The 21,241-nt window shown below is 67.9% G+C and carries 16 protein-coding genes; 13 read left to right on the forward strand and 3 right to left on the reverse strand.

The window, feature by feature from the left end:
* Window positions 1-19 precede the first annotated feature (19 nt).
* Entirely contained in the window at window positions 20-1,918 is a 1,899-nt protein-coding gene (locus ACOYJQ_RS12140; RefSeq protein ID WP_433458748.1) for a sigma-54-dependent Fis family transcriptional regulator, read from the reverse strand.
* 355 nt (window positions 1,919-2,273) lie between these two features.
* Here ACOYJQ_RS12140 and ACOYJQ_RS12145 point away from each other — a divergent pair, with 355 nt between their 5' ends.
* From ACOYJQ_RS12145 to ACOYJQ_RS12160, 4 genes are all read left to right on the forward strand, one after another.
* A complete protein-coding gene (locus ACOYJQ_RS12145) occupies window positions 2,274-3,917 on the forward strand; it encodes a flavin-containing monooxygenase (RefSeq protein ID WP_433458749.1) in 1,644 nt (547 codons plus the stop codon).
* A 79-nt stretch (window positions 3,918-3,996) separates the two neighbouring features.
* Window positions 3,997-5,181, forward strand: a complete 1,185-nt coding sequence (locus ACOYJQ_RS12150; RefSeq protein WP_433458750.1) for a serine hydrolase domain-containing protein — start codon at window positions 3,997-3,999, stop codon at window positions 5,179-5,181.
* Between the two features lie 363 nt (window positions 5,182-5,544).
* Window positions 5,545-7,671 carry a 4Fe-4S binding protein gene (locus ACOYJQ_RS12155; RefSeq protein ID WP_433458752.1) on the forward strand — a complete coding sequence of 709 codons (2,127 nt, stop codon included), beginning with the start codon at window positions 5,545-5,547 and terminating at the stop codon, window positions 7,669-7,671.
* Window positions 7,668-8,561: an FAD:protein FMN transferase gene (locus ACOYJQ_RS12160; RefSeq protein ID WP_433458754.1), complete on the forward strand. Its 894-nt coding sequence runs from the start codon at window positions 7,668-7,670 to the stop codon at window positions 8,559-8,561. Before ACOYJQ_RS12155 ends, ACOYJQ_RS12160 begins: the two co-directional genes overlap by 4 nt.
* An 18-nt stretch (window positions 8,562-8,579) precedes the next feature.
* Here ACOYJQ_RS12160 and ACOYJQ_RS12165 read toward each other — a convergent pair whose 3' ends face one another.
* Together ACOYJQ_RS12165 and pedF are read right to left on the reverse strand one after the other, a co-directional pair.
* On the reverse strand, window positions 8,580-9,494 hold the full coding sequence (locus tag ACOYJQ_RS12165) for a substrate-binding periplasmic protein (RefSeq protein ID WP_433458756.1): 915 nt from the start codon (window positions 9,492-9,494) through the stop codon (window positions 8,580-8,582).
* A gap of 126 nt (window positions 9,495-9,620) precedes the next feature.
* Window positions 9,621-10,307, reverse strand: coding sequence for a cytochrome c-550 PedF (gene pedF / locus ACOYJQ_RS12170; RefSeq protein ID WP_433458757.1), 687 nt, complete (start codon window positions 10,305-10,307; stop codon window positions 9,621-9,623).
* 275 nt (window positions 10,308-10,582) lie between these two features.
* On the opposite strand from pedF, the gene ACOYJQ_RS12175 reads away from it, so the two are divergent.
* The 9 genes from ACOYJQ_RS12175 to ACOYJQ_RS12215 all read left to right on the forward strand — a co-directional run bounded on the left by ACOYJQ_RS12175 (window position 10,583) and on the right by ACOYJQ_RS12215 (window position 21,163).
* Complete coding sequence (locus ACOYJQ_RS12175) at window positions 10,583-11,674, forward strand: ABC transporter substrate-binding protein (RefSeq protein WP_433458759.1); 1,092 nt, start codon at window positions 10,583-10,585, stop codon at window positions 11,672-11,674.
* 1 nt (window position 11,675) lies between these two features.
* Window positions 11,676-12,644, forward strand: a complete 969-nt coding sequence (locus ACOYJQ_RS12180) for a YVTN family beta-propeller repeat protein (RefSeq protein ID WP_433458760.1) — start codon at window positions 11,676-11,678, stop codon at window positions 12,642-12,644.
* 126 nt (window positions 12,645-12,770) lie between these two features.
* Window positions 12,771-13,250 (forward strand): hypothetical protein, encoded by a 480-nt coding sequence (locus tag ACOYJQ_RS12185; RefSeq protein WP_433458761.1) that lies wholly within the window; start codon window positions 12,771-12,773, stop codon window positions 13,248-13,250.
* An 8-nt stretch (window positions 13,251-13,258) separates the two neighbouring features.
* Window positions 13,259-13,996, forward strand: coding sequence for an ABC transporter ATP-binding protein (locus tag ACOYJQ_RS12190; RefSeq protein WP_433458763.1), 738 nt, complete (start codon window positions 13,259-13,261; stop codon window positions 13,994-13,996).
* Window positions 13,993-14,823, forward strand: coding sequence for an ABC transporter permease (locus ACOYJQ_RS12195; protein ID WP_433458765.1), 831 nt, complete (start codon window positions 13,993-13,995; stop codon window positions 14,821-14,823). Before ACOYJQ_RS12190 ends, ACOYJQ_RS12195 begins: the two co-directional genes overlap by 4 nt.
* A 236-nt stretch (window positions 14,824-15,059) precedes the next feature.
* Window positions 15,060-16,826 (forward strand): PQQ-dependent methanol/ethanol family dehydrogenase, encoded by a 1,767-nt coding sequence (locus ACOYJQ_RS12200; protein ID WP_433458766.1) that lies wholly within the window; start codon window positions 15,060-15,062, stop codon window positions 16,824-16,826.
* Between the two features lie 138 nt (window positions 16,827-16,964).
* Window positions 16,965-17,630, forward strand: coding sequence for a response regulator transcription factor (locus ACOYJQ_RS12205; protein ID WP_433458768.1), 666 nt, complete (start codon window positions 16,965-16,967; stop codon window positions 17,628-17,630).
* Between the two features lie 147 nt (window positions 17,631-17,777).
* Window positions 17,778-18,953 carry an FIST signal transduction protein gene (locus ACOYJQ_RS12210; protein WP_433458769.1) on the forward strand — a complete coding sequence of 392 codons (1,176 nt, stop codon included), beginning with the start codon at window positions 17,778-17,780 and terminating at the stop codon, window positions 18,951-18,953.
* Window positions 18,953-21,163 carry a PAS-domain containing protein gene (locus tag ACOYJQ_RS12215; protein WP_433458770.1) on the forward strand — a complete coding sequence of 737 codons (2,211 nt, stop codon included), beginning with the start codon at window positions 18,953-18,955 and terminating at the stop codon, window positions 21,161-21,163. The genes ACOYJQ_RS12210 and ACOYJQ_RS12215 overlap by 1 nt, the downstream gene beginning before the upstream one ends.
* The last annotated feature ends 78 nt before the right edge of the window (window positions 21,164-21,241 follow it).

Here is a 21,241-nt window from a genome sequence, read left to right on the forward strand (position 1 = left end):
ATAAAGCGCCGGGCTCGGGTCAGAAGTAGATCGTATGATCTATGCCGAACGCCTCGATCTTGCGATACAGGGTCGAACGGGCGATCCCGAGCGCCGCGGCGGCCTTGTTCGCCTTGCGATGGAACTTGAGCGCGGCGATGATGCGCTCCCGCTCTCCCGCTTCGCCGTCATCCTGCCAGGCGGACAGCCCGTCGTCCGGCGCCGCCCGTATGTCGTCGGGAAGGTGCTCCGGGCCGACGACGTCCTCGCTGCTCAACGCAGCGAATTCGATGGTGTTGCGCAACTCGCGCACATTCCCCGGCCAGCCGTAGCTTTCGAGCAGCCGCAGGGTTTCCGGCGCGAGCGTCATGGGGCCGAAACCGTGGCGCACCGCCGCATTGTCGAGAAACAGCCGCCCCAGCAGGGCAATGTCCTCCCGGCGCTCGCGCAGCGGCGGAACCTCGAGCCGCACCACGTTGAGCCGATAGTAGAGGTCCCTGCGGAATTTCCCGTCAGCCACTTCCCTGAGAAGATCGCGGTTCGTGGCCGCGATGATCCGGCAATGCGCGCGCCGGGTCTCATGCGAGCCGACACGGTGAAAGGTGCCGTCCTCGAGAACCCGCAGCAACGCCGCCTGAATGTCGAAGGGCAGTTCGCCGACCTCGTCGAGGAACAGCGTGCCCGCCCCCGCGGCCTCGAAGTAACCGCGCCGGCCCTTGGGATCCGCGCCCGAGAACGCGCCGCCGACATAGCCGAAAAACGTGCTCTCCAGAAGACTGCGGCTGATGGCGCCGCAATTGACCGCGATGTAGGGCTCCGCGCGGCGCGGACTGATGTCATGAATATGACGTGCCAGCAGTTCCTTGCCGGTGCCGGTTTCGCCCGTCACCAGCAGATTCACGTCCAGGCCGGCGAAACGCGGCAGCCCCTGAAGCAGCTTGACCGTCGTGGGGTCGGCGCTGACGAATTTGCCGAAGCGCCCGCTTTCGTCGCCATCCGCCTGCCCCGGCCGGTTCGACGCGCGCCCGCGCCCGTCCCCGCGCAGGACGACGATCGTGCCGACCGGCACGCCGTCCGGCCCCACGGCCTCGATTTCGGCGGCGACCAGCTCCGGCGCCGGGCGTCCGCTGCCGGATGCCGGTTTGGCGGGCGACGGCTCGTCCGCGTCGCCGCCGGCAAGCGGCTTTCCCCGCGCATCGAGCGCAATGAGCCTGTCATGCGGATATTTCTTCAGACACTCGTTGAGAAACGCCGACAGCGCGCTTCTCTCCAGTTCGCGGTGAAGGGCGATCTGCGCCTGGATCGTCGTCGCCAGCGACGCCGCAAGCGCCAGCGCCTGGTCGCGATAATCGACGGCGACGGTGGTGAAGTCGACGACGCCGAGCAGTTCCTCCCCGCCCGGTTCGAGAATGGGCGACGCCGCGCAGGTCCACAGGTGCCAACCCTCGCAGAAATGTTCCGACGAGAAGACATGCACGGGCTGCCGCAGGGCAAGCGCGGAACCGATGCCGTTGGAGCCGGCAACCTGCTCCTGCCACACGGAGCCCTCGATGATGCCGGAGCGCGAGGCGGCCATTTCCTGCACGTCGGCGTCGCCTTCGATATGCAGGATCGTGCCTGTGCATTCGGTCAGGATGAGAATGCCCGGAACATCCCGCAGATATTCCCCGACGCCGCGCAGGATAGGTTGCGACTTTCTCATCAGCAACGCGCCCGCCTTGCGGCGGCGCTCATACTCGGCGTCGCTCAGGCGCAATCCGCGGTTCAGGGCGACATCCACCCCGAGCGCGGAACACCGCTGCCACTCGCGCACCAGCAGTCTCTGGTACGGGTCCCGCAGCCCTTCGATGTCCAGCACGCCGGCGTTGTACCGTTCCCATAGTTCCGTCGTGCAGCGGTTGTCCTTCTTGTACCCGATATACGGGTTTATCGAGGCCATACCGTCTCCTCCCAGAAAACGGAATTTTTAACGATAACAAACCTTATCGCGAAACACCATGGCAATACGACCAAGGTGCCGTTTCCGCGCCGGCCTCCGGCCGCGTTCCCGCGGGAGCGACGGGACGTAATTGTTTCTCCGTTCGGACATTTCAGTCCCGCCGGCTCGCCCGGCCTTGCGGGCGGCGGTGACGGAACGGACCTGAATTTCGTTCATGATCAATCGGATAACCATTCTGCGGGGCGGCCGGCGGCGTCTGGCACGTCCCTTGCTGACTGTTTCCGCACCGGCTGCCTGCCGGCAAGAGGGACCGCCGGCGAAAGCGCGTCCCGATAAACGAACACAGGAGGAAACAATGGGTAACAGCAGCGACACCGCCGCCCGGCCGACGGAAACGGGCGCGACCCGCAGTCTCGACGCGCTCATCATCGGCGCCGGCGTGGCCGGGCTCTATCAGCTCCACCAGCTCCGCGAGCTGGGCCTTGACGTGTGCGCCTGCGACGCCGCCACCGACGTCGGCGGCACGTGGTACTGGAACCGCTATCCCGGCGCGCGTTTCGATTCCGAGGCCTACATCTATCAATACCTGTTCTCGGAAGACCTCTACAAGGGATGGAGCTGGAGCGAGAGGTTTCCCGCCCAGCCGGAAATCGAACGCTGGCTGCATTACATCGCGGACCGGCTGGATCTGCGCCGCAGCATCCGGTTCTCCACCGCGATCGTCGAGGCGGTCTACGATGAGAGCGCGCGCCGCTGGCGGGTTCGCACGGATAGCGGCGAGATCATCGACACCCGGTTCCTGATCACCTGCTGCGGCATGCTTTCCGCCCCGCTGTCGAACGTGTTCGAGGGGCAGGAGACGTTCGGCGGGCGCATCTTCCATACCGCCCGCTGGCCGAAGGAACCGGTCGACTTCGCCGGCAAGCGCGTCGGGGTGGTCGGCATCGGCGCGACCGGCATCCAGGTGATCCAGACGATTGCCGACAAGGTCGGCGAACTCAAGGTTTTCGTGCGCACGCCGCAATATGTGCTGCCGATGAAAAACCCGAAATACGGCCCCGAAGACGTGGCCGCCTACAAGGGCCGGTTCGAGGAATTGAAGGCGACCCTGCCCCATACCTTCACGGGGTTCGAATACGATTTCGAGCACAGGTGGGCGGAGCTCGATCCCGCGCAGCGCCGGCAGGCGCTGGAGAACATCCACGACAACGGATCGCTCAAGCTCTGGCTCGCCGGCTTCGCCGAGATGTTTTTCGACGAGGAGGTGAGCGAGGCCGTGTCGGAATTCGTGCGCGAGAAGATGCGCGCCCGGCTGAAGGACGACAGGCTGCGCGATATTCTCATTCCGAAGGAATACGGCTTCGGTACGCATCGCGTGCCCCTCGAGACGAACTATCTCGAAGTCTATCATCGCCCCAACGTCGAAGCCGTGCCGGTGAAGGACAACCCGATCCGCCGGATCGTGCCGGAGGGCGTCGAACTGGCCGACGGGAGCCTCTACGCCCTGGACGTCATCATACTCGCCACCGGCTTCGACGCCGGCACGGGCGCGCTGACGCGGATCGACATCCGCGGCCGCGGCGGGCGGTCGCTGAAGGAAGACTGGGGCCGCGACATCCGCACGACGATGGGCCTGCAAGTGCACGGCTATCCCAACATGTTCACCACCGGCGTGCCGCTGGCGCCATCGGCCGCGCTGTGCAACATGACCACCTGTCTGCAACAGCAGACCGAGTGGATCACGCAATGCATCCGCCATCTGCGCGACACCGGCCGCACGGAGATCGAGCCCACCGCCGCGGCGGAGAACGCATGGGTCGCCCACCATGACGAGGTAGCGGCCGCCAATCTGATCTCGCGCACCAATTCCTGGTATCTCGGCTCGAACGTGCCCGGCAAACCCCGGCGCGTGCTCTCCTACACCGGAGGCGTCGGGCCATACCGGCAGAAGTGCAGCGAAGCCGCCGCCGGGGGATATGCCGGTTTCTCCATACGATGAGCCGGCGCCCGCCGGAGCGGAAGGCCGCCGGCGGGATCGCCGTCATCGCGCATCATGCACTTCGGAGGAGGAAACAATGATGGATCTGTCCCCAATCGACGACATCCTGAAAGGTGTCGAGACATCCGGCCCGCGCGTGCCGGGCGTCGTCGCCATGATCACCGACCGCGATCGCAACATTTATGAAGGCGCCGCGGGCGTGCGGAGCATCGCCGCCGGCGCGCCGGTCAAGACGGATACCGTCTTCGCTCTTTTCTCGACCACCAAGGCGATCACCGCGACGGCGGTACTCCAGCTCGTCGAGGAAGGCAAACTCGATCTTGACGCGCCGGCGGCGCGCCACGCGCCCGGGATCGGGAAGCTCAAGGTCATCGACGGCTTCGACGCCGCCGGCGAACCGGTGCTCCGCGCCCCCCGGCGGGAGATCACCACGCGGATGCTGCTGCTCCACACGGCGGGCTTCGGCTACGATTTCTTCAACGAAACCTACAGCCGCCTCGCCGGCGAAAAACGGCAGCCCAGCGTGATCACTTCATCGCGCGCCGCGCTGACCACGCCGCTGCTGTTCGATCCCGGCGACAGATGGGAATACGGCACCAGCATCGACTGGGCCGGCCAGGTCGTCGAGGGGATCACCGGCAGGCGGCTGGGCGAGGTGTTCAGGAGCCGCATATTCGATCCGCTCGGCATCGCCGACATGACCTTCGGGCTGGGCGACGGTCAGCGCGCCCGCCTCGCCGCCATGCACGCGCGCGGGGCGGACGGCGCGCTGACCGCGCTCGACTTCGAGCTGCCGCCGGACCCGGAGGTGCACATGGGCGGCCATGGCCTCTACGGCACCGTGGGAGACTACATGCGCTTCATTCGCATGTGGCTGAACGACGGGCTGGGGCCGCACGGGCGCGTGCTCAGGCCGGAAACCGTGGCGCTGGCGGAAAGAAACCACCTTGGAGACCTGAAGATCTCGCCTTTGCCGGGCGTCATCCCGTCGCTGTCCAACGATGCCGAATTCTTCCCCGGGCTGTCCAAATCCTGGGCCTTCAGCTTCATGGTCAACGACGAGGAAGCGCCCACGGGCCGCCCCGCCGGCGCGCTGGGCTGGGCGGGCCTTGCAAACCTGTTCTACTGGATAGACCGGAAGAACGGTTACGGCGGTTACTGGGCGACACAGATCCTTCCGTTCGGCGATCCGGTATCCTTCACGGGATATCTGGACTTCGAAACGGCGTTCTACACGCAGCTCGCAAACCGGAAGCGCGCCTGAACGCCACCGCACGCGGCGGCGCGCGGCCGCCGCGTGCGGACACACCGGGAGCGCTTTCCGATCCATGTCTCACGTTTTTCCGACGATGCGGCACGCGAATCAAACGGGCAAGCGTCTTTCGGCGCGATGATCCGGCATATCCCGCCCCGCGACCTTGGTCGTATGTCGTTCCTGGCCTGCCGGGTCTATCGTTTCGGCCGGGAGTGTCGGCGGCGAAAAAGAACCGGCGGCGGAGAATCCGGCTCCTCAAGCAATCCTCGCGAAGGCGAACGCCGCTTTCGCGTCCGAAATTGCGGCAATACGATGATATAACGCGTCGCTTCGTTTCAGCGAAACGGGGAAACGCTCCGGGGGAAATGGCCGATGGGGGGAAAACTGGCGAAACCGCTGGTTGCGGCGGCATTCGCGTTGTGGGCCGCCGTCTCGTGCGCGCTTGCCGCGCCGCTGTCGCGGGAAGCGCTGGAGCCGCTGATCGTGCCGCCCTACGCGCTCGGCGAACCGGTGAACGACAGCGGCGTGTGGAGCCTGCTGAACTCGGGCGGCGCCGGGGCCGGTTACGTGTTCCGGACCGGGCCGCTCGCGCCGCTGCCGGGCTTTTCCGGCGCGCCCATCGACATGCTGGTGATGCTCGACCTCGGCGGCCGATTTCTCGACGTGCGGCTCATCGCCCACAACGAGCCGATCTTCGTATCCGGGCTGGGGGAAGCGCCGTTCCGCGCCTTTCTGGAGCAGTATCGGGGCCGTTCCATCCGGGAGCCGCTCGTCGTCGGCACGCCCTACGGCACCGGCGGGAGCGGCTCGGAACAGGTCCATCTCGACGGCGTGACCAAAGCCACAGCCTCGGTGCGCATCGCGCACGATTCGATCATGGCCGCCGCCTTCGCCGTCGCCCGCGAAAAGATGACCGGCATCGGCAACGCCACACCCGTGCGCCCCGACCCGGCGGCGGACGAGGCGCTCGACTGGCGGATGCTGGTGGAACAGGGGCTTGCCCGGAATCTGCGCGTGACCAACGGCGAAGTCGACGCCGCTTTCGCCGGCACGGTCTGGGCCGACGACGACCCCGAGGCGTCGGCAGACCCCGACGCGCTCTATCTCGATCTGTGGGCCGTGGATCTCGGCCCGCCCGCCATCGCCCGCGCGGTGCTGGACGACGCCGGCCTCGCCGAGCTGCGGCGCTTCCTCGACGTCGCGGGCGAGGACGAGCCGCTGCTGTTGATCGACGCCGGTCGCCACGGCCTCGTCTCCGAAGACTTCGTGCGCAACACGGAGCCCGACCGGCTGCTGGCGGAACAGGGCGGGCTGCCGCTTGCGCTGCGCGACGCCGATCTCCCGGTCTCGACGCGCCCCGGCGTTCCAGAAGGCACGGCGATGATCCTGCGCATCGACCGCCGCCTGGGGTTCGACCCGACGCGCGACTGGACGCTTTACGCGCAGGCCGTGCGCGCCCACGGCATGCTCCGGCCCGAGACCGGCACGATGCGCTTCGGGCTCGTCCTGCGCACCGACGAGCGCTTCTACACGCGCATCGAGGCGGCGCGGACGCTGCCCCCCTGGCGGGAGGCGATACGCAACCGCCAGTACGATCTCGCCGCGCTCGCCCTCCTCCTGCTGCCGCTGCTGGCCACGCTCGGCCCCGCGATGCGCGGCCTCGCCGGCCTGCGGCATTTCACGCCGGTGCGGCTCGCGGTGCTGGCGCTGGTGATCTGCCTTGTCGGCTGGTGGGGACAGGGACAGCTCTCCATCGTCACCGTGCTCGCGACGCTGCGGGCCGCCACCGGCGGCGGCTCCCTCGCGGTGCTGCTTTACGATCCTTTCTCGTTGATGGTATGGGCCGCGGCGATGCTCGGTTTCGTGCTCTGGGGCCGGGGGCTGTTCTGCGGCTGGCTCTGCCCCTTCGGCGCGATGCAGGAATTCGCCCACCACGCCGGGCGGCTGCTCCGCCTGCCGGAATACAATCCTCCGCCCCATTGGGACAGGCGGCTGAAGGCCGGCAAATATGCGGCGCTGGCAGGGCTGATCGCCGTCGCCTTCCTGCTGCCCGGCGAGGCGGAAAAGGCCGCCGAGATCGAGCCGTTCAAGACGGCCGTCACCACCGGCTTTCAGCGCGAATGGTACTATGTCGCCTATGCGGCGGCCTGGCTCGCGCTCGGCCTGGTGACGTTCAAGGGTTTCTGCCGCTATGTCTGCCCGCTCGGCGCATTGATGGCGATCGGCGGCCTGTTGCGGCTGCGCGACTGGATTCCCCGCCGGGCCGAATGCGGCTCGCCCTGCCAGCTCTGCAAGGTGCGCTGCCGCTACGGCGCCATCGGGAAATCGGGAAAGATCGCCTATTCCGAATGTTTCCAGTGCCTCGACTGCGTGGCGATCCATGACGACGCAACCCGCTGCGTGCCGCTGGTGCTGGCCGCCAGAAAACGCACGACGGAGAAGCACAGGGAGCCTTCGATGCGGGAGCCTTCGATGCAAACGCGGGACGCCACGACATGAATCGCCGACGCTTCATGGCCGTTTGCGCCGCTTTCGCCGCCGCCCCCGCCAGTGCGGAAACCCACCGCTGGCAGGCCCCCGCGCTCGGCGGCGTCGTGAGCGTCGACCTGCGCGGTCCCCGCGCGCTGGCGGCGGAAACGGCGCGGGCGATTGCCGCCGCCATCGCGGAGGTGGAAGCGGCGGCGAGCCTCTTCCGGCCCGATTCCGCCCTCTCGCGGCTCAACCGCACCGGCCGCCTCGACGATCCGCCGAAGGCGCTGCGCGATCTGCTGGCGCTCGCGGGGCAGTTGCATGTCGCGACGGACGGCGCGTTCGATGCAACCGTCCAGCCGCTCTGGCGCGCGCTGGCCGAAGGCGCGGACCCCGCCGCCGCCCGCGCCCGCGTCGGCTGGAGCCACGTGCATGCCGGCGCAGCCGCCGTTCTCGGCCCCGGCCAGGCGCTGACGCTGAACGGCATCGCGCAGGGCTATGCCGCGGATCGGGTGCGCGCGATATTGCGGTTGGCGGGCTATGAGCGGGTGCTTGTCGACATGGGCGAATACGCCGCGCTCTCCGGCCCGTTCCGCATCGGCGTCGAGGACCCGGAACTCGGCCGGATCGCCATCCGCGACCTGCTCGGCGACGCCATCGCGACATCGAGCCCCGGCGCGATGCGGATCGGCGCGGATTTCCACATTCTCGGCCCGCACGGGCAGCGGCCGGTGTGGTCCACCGTCTCGGTGCAGGCCGCGAGCGCGGCGATGGCGGACGGGCTTTCCACCGCCTTCTGCCTGATGGAAATGCCGGCGATCCGCGCCGCGACGGCGCGGCTGACGGAAGTGTCGGCCGTCACGCTCGCCGGTTTCTCGGGCGACGTGACGACCTTGCAGATCGCTTCCGCTTTTCAATGAAACGGAGGAAACGGGATATCAGCGCGTCGGCGGCTCGAAGGTGAGGCCGTTCTTCGCGAAGATCGCGGCGATGCGCCCGTCCGCGAGCGCGGCCTCGATGGCCGCGTCGACCGCATAGGCGAGGTCGCGATGCTGGAAGTTCACGCCCACGCCGATGGTCCAGCGGCCTCGGGAGAAGCCCACGAACGGCGGTTCATGAATCCTGATTCCGGCGTCGGCGTGCAGCGCGGCCCCCGCCTGCAACTCGCCGCGCGGCCCCATCGCCGCCTTCGTTTCGCCGGCGGCGAGCGCATCGACGGCAAGCAGCGTGCTGCGGAAGCGGTGGATCTTGTCCACCGGGCCGATCAGCGACGTCAGGTAGAAATCCGAAATCGAATCGTTCTCCACCGCCACCGGATCGAAGCGGAAGAACGGCGCTGTCGGCCCCTTCTCGGGATAGGCATCGGCGCGATAGGCGATCGCGATGGCCTCGGTCGCGTACTGGCCGGTAAACACGACCTGCTCTATCCGGCAGGTCAGCAGGCTGTCGTAGGGAACGTGCAGCATCACGTCGCTGACGCGCCCGCCGACGACCGCGCCCTTCCAGACGTAATTCAGCAGATCGGCGTCGAGATTCTCGCCCGCCTGCACCAGCCGGAATCGGGGCTCGACGCCAAGTTCCGCGGCGATGACGCGGCCGATCTCGACATCGACCCCCTGCGCCTTGCCGCGCTCTTCCCAGGACCACGGACGGAAATCCGCGTAGACGGCGAACTCGATCCATCCGTCATCGACGATGCGGTCGAAGGTGCGCCCCACATCCTGCGGAAACGTGTTCTGCGGTTTGGGCTGCGGCGCGAAATCCTCGCACCGCGCGAGGGCGCCGCCGTGAAAGGCCGTGCCGACCGCCAGCGCCAGAACGGCCGCCGACAACAGGGACGCAAACCCCGCCATGCCTCACTCCATGTCCGGAGCATTCGCTTTTCGTCAAGGCGCAGAATGCTCCAACTTCCCGTCCCGACGCAATGCCGGACGCCGGAGCGGCAGGCGCTTCCGCCGCAGGCGCTCCGGCCGCGCGCCTCACTCCGTCGCCGACAGACCGACGGTCAGGATTTCGCCGGCCCTCTTCCAGCTATCGGGCGCATCCGACAGAACGCGCGCCGCCTCATAGGCGATGCTGTCGGCCACGGGCGCGCCGGAGGCGGTCTTGACTTCGCCGGCAATGCTTTCCAGCTCCGTCTTCAGCGCCGCCGGGTCCGCCACCGTGCCGGAAGCAAGCTCGTTGCGGATGGCGTGCAGGCGGTCCGCGTGATCATCGAGCGCGCCGTCTTCCGGGCGGCTCTCGATGTAGGTGCGGATCGCCCAGGCCGCCTTCTGGCCCAGAATATCGCCGAAAGCCGGCATCTTGGTGACGCCGTCCTGCGTGTAGCCCTGACGGAAGCGCTCGACGTACCACTCGTCGCCGACCTCCTCGGCCTCGATGAAGCGCAAGTCCGGCGCGAGGCCGCCCGAAACCGCGCCCAGCCCATGGCAGCGGGCGCAGTTCTGCGTGTAGCCGGAAGCCCCGATCTCGACGGCCTTGAGCCAGACGTCGTGTCCCGCCTTGGCTTCGCGGTAGGGGTTCTCGGTCAGCCATTCCTCGCCCGTGTCGGGCAGGGCGTCCGTGTTCATCGGCTGCGGCGCCACGTCGCCATGCGCGATCGCCGCCGTGGCCGCCGCCAGAAAAGCCAGCGCGGCGAGGCCGCCGCGAATGCGGTTCCTGGACATCCTTCCTCCTCATGCACCGTATTCTTGTGTTGCCGTTTTTACTTGCTCAAAAATGTAGAGCCGCTCCCCTTGCGCGCGATATGCGACCTTGGTCGCGATCAGCATAGGACCTTGGTCGTATTTCGGCCGGCGGCGCTCCAACCCTATTCTTTCGTCAGGGGGAGGAAACAATCATGCGGAAAGCGTGCAGGCGGGGGGCCGCAAAGGCTTCCCTGATCGCGGCGTTGTGGGTCGCGGCGTTCGGAACCGGCGCATATGCCGGGACCGTCGTTCCCATGACCTATCTCCGGCAGGAGGTGGAGGCGCCGCCCGTTCTGTCGAACCTCGACCCCATCCCCGACGATCTGGGCATCGCCGGCGCCGAGGTGGCGCTGGCGGACACGAAAACCACCGGCCGCTTTCTCGGCCATGCCTACAGTCTGGAGGTGGTCTCGGTGGAGCCGGGCGGCGACCTGACAGCGGCGGCCAGGGCGGCGCTCGCGGCCTCGCCCGTGCTGTTCGTCGACGCGCCGGCCGGCGACATCCTCACCATCGCCGATCTGCCGGAGGCCGCGGGCAAGCTCCTCTTCAACGTCGCCTCGGGCGAGCGGCGGCTGCGCGACGCCGACTGCCGGGCGAACCTGCTGCACACGATCCCCGAGGACGCGATGCGCGCGGACGCGCTGATGCAGGTGCTGAAGGCCCGGCGCTGGACGCGGACGGCGCTGATCGTGGGGCCGAAACCGCAGGACGAAGCCTTCGCCGCCGTCCTGCGCACCTCGGCCGCGAAGTTCGGCGTGGAGATAGCGGCCGAAAGAAAATGGACGTTCGACACCGACCTGCGCCGGGCGGCGGGACAGGAAATTCCGCTGTTCACGCAAGGTTTTCCCGATCACCATGTGCTGCTCGTCGCGGATGAGGCCGACGATTTCGCCCGCTATGTGGAACACAACACATGGTTGCCGCGTCCGGTGGCGGGTTCCGACGGGCTGCGCGGCGAGGGCTGGGCGCCGGTGCTGGAGCAATGGGCCGCCGTGCAGCTCCAGAACCGCTTCGAGAAAACCGCGAAACGGGAGATGCGCAGCCGCGACTATGCCGCGTGGACGGCGCTGCGCACCATCGGCGAGGCGGTGACCCGCACGAACTCCGCCGATCCGGCCGCCTTGCGCGGCTACATCCTGTCGGACGCCTTCGCGCTCGACGGCTTCAAGGGCCGGTCGCTGACATACCGCAACTGGAACGGGCAATTGCGGCAGCCGATGGCGGTGGTGAACGCCCGCGCGCTGGTCGAGCTCACGCCGCTCGACGGCTTCCTGCACCAGAACAACGAGATGGACACGCTCGGCCTCGACCGGCCGGAAAGTGCCTGCAAGGCCTTCGGAGGATGACATGAAAACCAGCACCGGCCTCGCCGCAATCCTCATGATCGCCGCATTGCCGATGGCGGCGAGCGCCGGCGAAATCTGGATCACCAACGAAAAGGACGACACGATATCGGTGATCGACACCGAGAAGCTGGAGGTGTTGCGCACGATCGAGACGGGCGAGCGCCCGCGCGGCATCACCTTCAACTCCGACCACAGCCGCGTCTACATCTGCGCCTCCGACAGCGACACCGTGCAGGTGATGGATCCGGTCACGGGCAAGATCCTGCACGACCTGCCCTCGGGCGAGGACCCCGAGCAATTCGTGCTCGCGCCCGACGACCGGCATCTGTGGATCGCCAACGAGGACAACGCGGTGACGACGGTCGTCGACGTCGAGACGCGTCAGGTCGTGGCGCAGATCGATGTCGGCATCGAGCCGGAGGGCATGGCGATCTCTCCCGACGGCAGGATCGCCATCACCACTTCCGAAACGACGAACATGGCCCACTGGATCGACACGGCCACCCACAAGGTTTTCGCCAATACGCTCGTCGACAGCCGGCCCCGCCACGCGGAGTTCACCAAGCGCGGCGGCGAGCTGTGGGTGTCGGCGGAGATCGGCGGCACCGTCACCGTCTTCAACGTCGCCGACCAGAGCGAGAAGGCGAAGATCCGCTTCGCCATCAAGGGCGTCAATCCCGATCTCATCCAGCCGGTCGGCTTCGAGTTCACGCCCGACGAAAAGACAGCCTTCGTGGCGCTCGGCCCGGCGAACCACGTCGCCGTCGTCAATGCGGAAACCTTCGAGGTCGAGGACTACATCCTCGTCGGACGCCGGGTCTGGCATCTCGCCTTCTCGCCCGATCACCGCAGGCTTTTCACGACGAACGGCGTTTCCGGCGACGTGACGGTGATCGACGTCGCGACGCGCCAGCCGCTGAAATCGATCAAGGTCGGCCGCTTTCCGTGGGGCGCGGCGACACGGCCCTGATATCGCCTTCAAACGGAGCGGATGCCGCTTTGCGTGGATAAAGCAGGTTGAATCAATAAGACAGAGCATTGCGGCGTTTCAACGGAATGCTCTTGCGGCGGAATTCATGACACAAGGGAGGACCGGATGAAACGCATGATCATATTCGCGACGGCGCTGCTGGCGATGGCGCCGCTCGTGACAACGCCGCTCTCGGGCGCGCTGGCGAACGACGACGGCAAGGACGGGGCGAAGGGCAAGCTCGGGCTCGCGGGCCTTCTCTCCGCGCAGAACCGCGAGACCCTGCCGAAACTGACCCTTTCCGCCGGGACGCCTCTCGCCGCCGCGCCGCTGACGCTGAAGTCCGGCAGATATTACAAGCTGTCGATAGAAGCCGACGGCAGTCAGGAGCTGGCGCTCGAGGGACCCGGCTTCTTCCGCGCGATCTGGGTCAACGAGATCGTCATCGAGGGCATCGAGATCCGCCCGCTCGGCGTCGACTCGCTGGAGTTCGACGAGGCCGGCGAGGCCGAGATCAGCTTCATCGCCATCAAGCCGGGCAGCTACCATCTGAAGGTGCCGGGCACGACGGGAGAATTGCAGACCGTCGCCATCACCATCGAATAGGCCGCAACATGCGAACGGGCGGCGACCCGGCCGGGCTGAGGGCCGAGGGGCTGACGCATGACTGGGGCGGCAAACGCGCCCTGCACGATGTCGGCTTTTCCGTGGAGCCGGGCCGGTTCTGCGCGCTGCTCGGGCCGAACGGCGCGGGAAAATCCACGCTGTTCGGCCTGCTCACGCGGCTGTTCACGCCCCGCGCCGGCCGCATCGTCATCGACGGCCGCGACCTGGCGCGCGAGCCGCTCGCCGCGCTCGCGCGCATCGGCGTCGTCTTCCAGCAATCGACGCTCGACCTCGACCTGACCGTGCGGCGCAACCTGCTCTACTTCGCCGCGCTGCACGGGCTTGCGGGGCGTGAGGCCGAAGCGCGCGTCACGGCGGCGCTCGAGCGGCTGGGAATGGCTGAGCGGGCCGGCGAGCGCGCCGGCGCGCTCAACGGCGGCCACCGGCGGCGCATGGAGATCGCGCGCGCCCTGATCCACCGGCCTTCCGTGCTGCTGCTCGACGAGCCGACCGTGGGCCTGGACGCCGCCTCCCGCCGGGCGATCACCGACCATGTTCACGCGCTCGCCCGCGACGGGGGCCTCACCGTGCTCTGGGCCACGCATCTCGTCGACGAGGTGGCGGCGGGCGACCGGCTGGTGATCCTGCATCGCGGCCGCATCCTCGCCGATGGCGAGGCGGGCGAGATCGGCGGCCGGGATCTCACGGCCCGGTTTCTCGCCCTCACCGACGGAGTATCGGCATGACGTTTTCTCCACCGGACGCCGCCGCGCGAAAAACCGCGCGCCATGCGCTCGTCGCGCTCGGCGCCATCCTGCACCGCGAGGCGCTGCGCTTCCTCGGCCAGCGCGGGCGGCTCGTCGCCGCGCTGGTGCGGCCGCTCGTGTGGCTCGTCGTCTTCGCCTCGGGTTTCCGCGCGGCGCTGGGGCTGTCGATCACGCCGCCCTACCAGACCTACATCACCTACGAAATCTACATCGTTCCCGGCCTCGTCGGCATGATCCTGCTCTTCAACGGCATGCAGTCGTCGCTGAGCCTCGTCTACGACCGGGAGATGGGCTCGATGCGCCTGCTGCTGACCGCGCCGCTGCCGCGCTGGTGGCTGCTGTTCTGCAAGCTGGTCGCGGGCAGCCTGATCTCCGTCCTGCAAGCCTATGCCTTCCTCGCCGTCGCCGGCGCGTGGGGGGTGCGCTTCGCGTGGCCGGGCTATCTGTGGGCCCTGCCGGCGATCTTCGCGGCCGCCCTCATGCTGGGAGCGCTCGGGCTGCTGCTGTCCTCGCTGATCCGGCAACTCGAAAACTTCGCCGGAGTGATGAACTTCGTCATCTTTCCGATGTTCTTCATGTCCTCGGCGCTTTATCCGCTGTGGAAGATGGCCGAGGCATCGGCGCTGCTGCATGACGTCTGCGCGGCCAATCCCTTCACCCATGCGGTGGAGCTGATCCGCTTCGCGCTCTACGGACAGGCGAACTGGCTTGCCGGCGCGGTCACGCTGGGCGCGCTCTGCCTGTTCGGGGCGGGTGCGATATGGGGCTACGATCCGGCGCGCGGGCTGGCCGCCCGCAAGGCGTGACGCGGCGTCGAAGGCGCGCGGCGCGGGGCAGCGCAAATCCGTGACGGTTCCATTTTTCGGTGTATTCTGAACAGGGCGCCGCGGCGGCATCGCTCGCCGGAAAACGCGGCCATGGCCGGAAGTTACGACCAAGGTGCAATATACCGCCGGGCGGCGCAAACCAATAATGAAGGAAATGGCCTGCGACCTCCGGTGGAATCCGGCGGTCAGCGCCATGATCCGAGGGAGGAAACACAATGAAACGTTTCATGCTGGCCGCGGTCGCGGCCGCGGCGTGCGTCGGGCTGGCGCAGGCGCAGGTGACGGAAGAAGACCTGGCGAGAGACGCAGAAACCGTGGGCGACGTCCTGACGAACGGCCTCGGCCGGGGGCAACAACGCTATTCGCCGTTGCAGACCCTCAACAAGACCAACATCAAGAAGCTCGTGCCGGCTTGGGCCTTCAGCCTCGGCGGGGAGAAGCAGCGCGGGCAGGAAAGCCAGCCGCTCGTCTATGACGGCGTCATGTACGTCACCGGCTCATACAGCCGCATCTTCGCCATCGACATCGCGACCGGCAAGGAACTCTGGCAGTACGACGCCCGCCTGCCGGAGGGCATCCTGCCCTGCTGCGACGTGGTGAACCGGGGCGCGGCGATCTACGGCGACAACGTCTATTTCGGCACGCTCGACGCGCGCCTCATCGCCCTGAACCGCAAGACGGGCCGCGTCGTGTGGAACAAGAAGCTCGCCGAATACAAGGAAGGCTACTCCTACACGGCCGCCCCGCTGATCGTGAAGGGCCTCGTCATCACCGGCAACTCCGGCGGCGAGTTCGGCGTCGTGGGCGAGGTGCAGGCGCGCGACGCCAATACGGGCGAGCTGGTGTGGTCCCGCCCGACGATCGAAGGCCACAAGGGCACCTTCCAGGGCAAGGAATCGAGCACGACCGGAACGCTGAACGCCACATGGCCGGGGGACGCGTGGAAGACCGGCGGCGGAGCGACTTGGCTCGGCGGCTCCTATGACGCGGATACGGATACGCTGGTCTTCGGCGCCGGCAACCCCTCGCCGTGGAACAGCCACCTGCGCGGCGCGGGCACGCCGCTGGAAGGCAACAAGGGCGACAATCTCTATGCCGCCAGCCGGCTCGGCATCGACCCCGCCAACGGCGAGATCAAATGGTACTTCCAGACCACGCCGCGCGAGGGCTGGGATTTCGACGGCGTCAACGAGGTCGTGCCCTTCGTCGCCGCCGACGGGTCGAAGCGCTTCGCCACCGCCGACCGGAACGGCTATTTCTACATCCTCAACCGCGCGGACGGCAAATTCGTCAGCGCCTCGCCGTTCGTGAAGAACATCAACTGGGCGAAGGGCATCGACAAGGACGGCCGCCCGATCTTCGTCGAGGAGAACCGCCCCGGCAACCCCGCCGCGGCGGCCGACGGCGCCAAGGGCCAGCAGGTGTTCGCCGTGCCGTCCTTCCTCGGCGGCAAGAACTGGATGCCCATGGCCTACAGCCGGAAGACGGGGCTGTTCTACGTGCCCTCGAACGAATGGGGCATGGACATCTGGAACGAGCCGATCAACTTCAAGAAGGGCGCAGCTTTTCTTGGCGCGGGCTTCACCATCAAGCCGCTGTTCGACGATTACATCGGCAGCCTGAAGGCGATCGACCCGAACACCGGCGAAATCAAGTGGGAATACAAGAACGGCGCGCCGCTGTGGGCGGGCGTGATGACCACCGCCGGCGGGCTCGTGTTCACCGGCAACCCGGAAGGCGAGCTCCTCGCGCTGGACGATGAAAGCGGCGAGGTGCTGTGGAAGTTCCAGACGGGCTCGGGGATCGTCGGCCAGCCCGTCACCTGGGAGCAGGACGGCGAGCAATACGTCTCGGTCATCTCCGGCTGGGGCGGCGCGGTGCCGCTGTGGGGCGGCGAGGTGGCGAAGAAGGTCAACTACCTCAACCAGGGCGGCATGATCTGGACCTTCCGCCTGCCCAGGGAAGTGGCCGCCGCCAACTGACGCCCCGGCGAAGGGGCGGGCCGCCCTGCCCCCGCCTCCTTCGTTCCTTCGATCAGGCCGGGACCGACCGGAGTATGCAAGATGTCCGGCATTTACGGATCTTTCCGGGAAGCGCACGCGCCGCCCCGCACGGAACCGATGCCCGTCGTATCCGACCTGCGCTCGGTGCTCATCATCGACGATCATCCGCTGTTCTGCGACGCTCTGGCCATGACGCTGACGCGCCTCGTCGGCATCGAGACCGTGGAAGCCGTCGGCACGCTGGAGATGGCGCTGCTGCGGCTGGAGGCCGGCGCGCCGCCGGATGTCGTGGTGCTCGACCTCAACCTGCCCGACGTGAGCGGGCTCGACGGCGTGGTGCGCCTGCGCAAGGCGATTCCCGCCACGCCGATCGTCGTCGTGTCGTCGCTCGACGAGCTGCGCGTGACGCGCGCCGCGCTGCGGGCGGGGGTCAACGCCTTCGTGCCCAAGCATGCCGATCGCGAGGAATTCCGCGCGGCCTTCGCGGCGATCACCCGCGGCGACATCCATGCCGCGCGCATGGCGCTGGAGGTTTCCGCGCCGTCGCCGTCGGAACAGGTGCTCTCCCGCCTGGCGTTGCTGACGAGGCAACAGGCGAAAATCCTGGAGATGGTCTGCGCGGGCCTCATGAACAAGCAGATCGCCTATGAGCTGTCCATCGCCGAAACGACGGTGAAGGCCCATCTGACGGCGATCATGCGCAAGCTCGGCGTGCAGACGCGGATGCAGGCCGTGCTGTTCGTGCGGGAGGCGAGCTTCGCCGCCATAACGCCGGAAGGGTGAGCCATACCCGTCCGCGCCGGACCGGTTTCCCGTGAGCATCACGCATTGGAAATCGGCGAGGCCCGTGCAACTCTCCCGCGACGATCACCGGCGGCCGGTCGCCGGCCGGAGACGCCGCCATAACGGGTTTCAGGGGAGAAACAGCAGATGACACTGGCCGGTCGGCATGCAGATGCGCATGCGTCGCTCGTCCGGCGCGCCTCCGTGCCGGCAAGGAAGCCGCGCGCCGCCGCGGAACTCGCCGACCGTCTCGGGCCGGGGCCGTTCGCGCTCGTCATGCTTTTCGCCTCTCCCGAAGCCGATCTCCCGCGGCTCGGGGAACAGGCGGCGCAGATGTTCGCCGGGGCGCGGATCGTGGGCTGCACGACGGCGGGGGAGATTTCCGGCGCCGGCTACGACGAGGACAGCATCGTCGCCGTGGCGCTGCCCGCCTCGCATTTCGGCGCGGAAACCCTGACCATTCCCGACCTGTCGCGGCTGGAGCCGCGCGACCTGACGACGGCCGTGGTGCGGGCGCGCGAGGCGCTGACGCACGACCATCCCGCCTTCGCCCACGAATTCGCCATGCTGCTCGTCGACGGGCTTTCGGTGAAGGAGGACGAGCTTACTTCGGCGCTGGCGGCGGGGCTCGGCCCCATGCCGCTTCTCGGCGGCTCCGCGGGCGACGGGACGCGCTTCCGGCAGACGCTGGTGATGGACGGCAACCGGCTGCTGCGGAACGCCGCAGTGCTGACCTTCGTGCGCAGCTTCTGCCCGATACGGATCTTCAACCTCGATCATCTCGTTCCCACCGCCCGGCGCATGGTGGTGACGCTGGCCGAACCGCGGCGGCGCATCGTGCGGCGCATCAACGACGAGCCGGCGGCGCAGGAATACGCGCGCCTTCTGGGCAAGGACCCGCGCCAGCTCACGCCCTTCAATTTCGCGGCGCATCCGCTGGCCGTGCGCATGGGGAGCCGGCACCACGTGCGCGCCGTTCAGCAGGTGGCGGAAAACGGCGATCTGGTGTTCTTCTCGGCCATCGACGAGGGCGTCGTGCTGACGCTCGCCGAGCCGCAGGATCTCGCGGCGCATCTCGAACGCGAACTCGACCGGCTCGGCGATCCGGCCCGGCCGGCGGCCATCCTCGCCTTCGACTGCGTGCTGCGCCGGCTGGAGGCGCAGGAAAAGCAGCTCACCGGCCGCGTGTCCGACATCCTGCGCCGGCACGGCGTGACCGGCTTCTCGACCTATGGCGAGCAGTTCGGCGCGATGCACGTCAACCACACGATGACGGGCATCGCCTTCTATCCGCCGGGCACGGCGCTGCCGGAGGAGGAGTGATGACGCGCATCTCCGAATGGCTGATCGACCCCGCCGACACGCCCGAACGCACCATCGAGAAGCTCCTGACCATCACCGAGGTGCTGATGCGCCAGGTCGAGCAGGCCTCGGGCGAACGGGGCGCGGCCTACGAGCAGTTCCGCCGCGCGGCCATGCTCGAGGACCGCGTGCGCCAGCGGACGCGGGATCTGGAATACGCCCTGCGGCTTCTGGGCGAGACCAACAGCCGCCTCACCGCCGCGAAGCGGACCGCCGAACGGGCGCAGCGCGATCTCGCCAACGCCATCGACGCCGTGCAGGAAGGCTTCGCGCTGTTCGACGAGGCGGACACGCTGGTGCTCTACAATTCCCGCTTCTGCCGCGACATGCCGGATGTCCGCCAGCATCTGCGCGCGGGCATGGCGTTTTCCGAATATGTGAAACTCGTCAGCCTGTCGACGGCGCTTTCCCCGCCGGCGGGCCAGACGCGGCAGGAATGGATGGCCGCGCGGATGCAGCGCCACCACGACCGGCAGGTATTCAACGTGGCGCTCTCGGGCGACCGCTGGTTGCAGGTCAGCGCCCAGCACATCGACGGCGGCGGCACGGTGATGTTCCAGACCGACGTGACGGACATCATCCGGCTGGAGCGGATCGAGCGCGGCAAGATGCTCGACGATCAGGCGCAGCTCATCCGCGCCACGCTGGAGCACATCAATCAGGGCGTGTGCATCTTCGACGCCGATCTGCGGCTCGTGGGCTGGAACGGACGCCTCGGCCAGCTTCTCGACATGCCGGTTTCCTGGCTGCGCCACGGCGCGAGCTTCGACGGGCTGCATCCCCGCTTTCGCCACGACAGCATCTATGGCGAGCACCTGTCGTTCGAGGTGCTGGTCGACTGGGCGCATCAGACGCCGCCGCGCCCGCCGCTGTCCTTCGAGATACACCGCACCTCCGGCGTCATCCTGGACGGCTTCGCCCGTGAAACCCCCGAAGGCGGCTTCGTGATCTCGTTCAGCGACGTCACGCGCGAGCGGCTCGCCGTGCAGGCGATGCTGCGCGCCAACGCCTCGCTGGAGGCGCGGGTGGCGGCGCGCACGCTCGATCTGGAGGCGGCGCTGGAGGAAGCGGAGCGGGCGAACGCCTCCCGCGTGCGCTTCGTCGCGGCGGCGGGCCACGACCTCCTGCAACCGCTCTCGGCGGCGAAGCTCTTCATCGCCTCCGTGCGCGACGACGCCGATAACCGGCAGGCGCGCGCCACGCTCGAAAAGGCCCTCAACGCGCTGGTCAGCGTGGAAGGGATCTTGCAGGCGCTCCTCGATATCTCCCGGCTGGAAGCGGGCGAATCCGCCGTCGAGATAGCGCCGGTGAGACTGGAGCCGCTGCTCGCGCAGCTCACGGACGAATTCGCGCCCGTCGCGGCCGGCAAGGGACTGCGGCTGACGATCCTGCCCTGCCGCCTCACGGTGGCGAGCGACCCCGCCTACCTGCGGCGCATATTGCAGAATCTGATCGGCAACGCGATCCGCTACACCCGTGCCGGGCGGGTGCTGGTCGGCGTGCGGCGCGCGGGCGGAAGGATTCGGATAGAGGTGCACGATACGGGCCCCGGCATCGCCCCGGAAAACCAGCAGGAGATATTCCGCGAGTTTCACCGCCTCAACGGCTCGGCCTCCGCCTCGGAAGGAATGGGGCTTGGCCTCGCCATCGTCGAACGCGCCTGCTCCCTGCTCAACCACCGGCTGAGACTGACCTCGGAGCCGGGGCGCGGCACGTCGTTCTCGGTCGAGATGGCCCTCGCCGGCGCCGTCTCCCTGCCGCCCTGCGCCGGCCTGATCGCAGCCGCGGAAGACGAACCGCAAGAGGACGGCGGCCGGATCGCGCTTCTGGTCGGCAGCGCCCCCGAGGTGCGGCGGGACATCGGGCGGCGGCTGGAGAAGCGCAACATCGCCGTCTGGGAAGTCGGCGGCAGCGAGGAAGCGCTGGCGCTGCTGGGGGAAATCGGCATCGTGCCCGATTTCTATCTCGTGGATCACGAACCCGGCGAGACGCTGGGTTGCATCGGCACCGTGCTGGCGCTACGCGCGAACCATGGCGAGCGGCCGACACGGGTGCTGACGGAAGACCCCGATTGCGGCGCCTGGGCCGCGGCCGGCCTCGACTGCATGCGCAAGCCCGTCGACGACGCCGCGCTCGACGCCTTCATCGCCGGTGTCTCCCCGGCACCGTGACTACGACCAAATCGCGACCAAGGTCGCATTGTTTGCAACCCCGTTTCAATGTCCTCTGTCAGCAACGAATAATTGACG

The sequence above is a fragment of the Pseudochelatococcus sp. genome (genome assembly GCF_050946405.1).
Lineage (GTDB): Bacteria > Pseudomonadota > Alphaproteobacteria > Rhizobiales > Beijerinckiaceae > Pseudochelatococcus.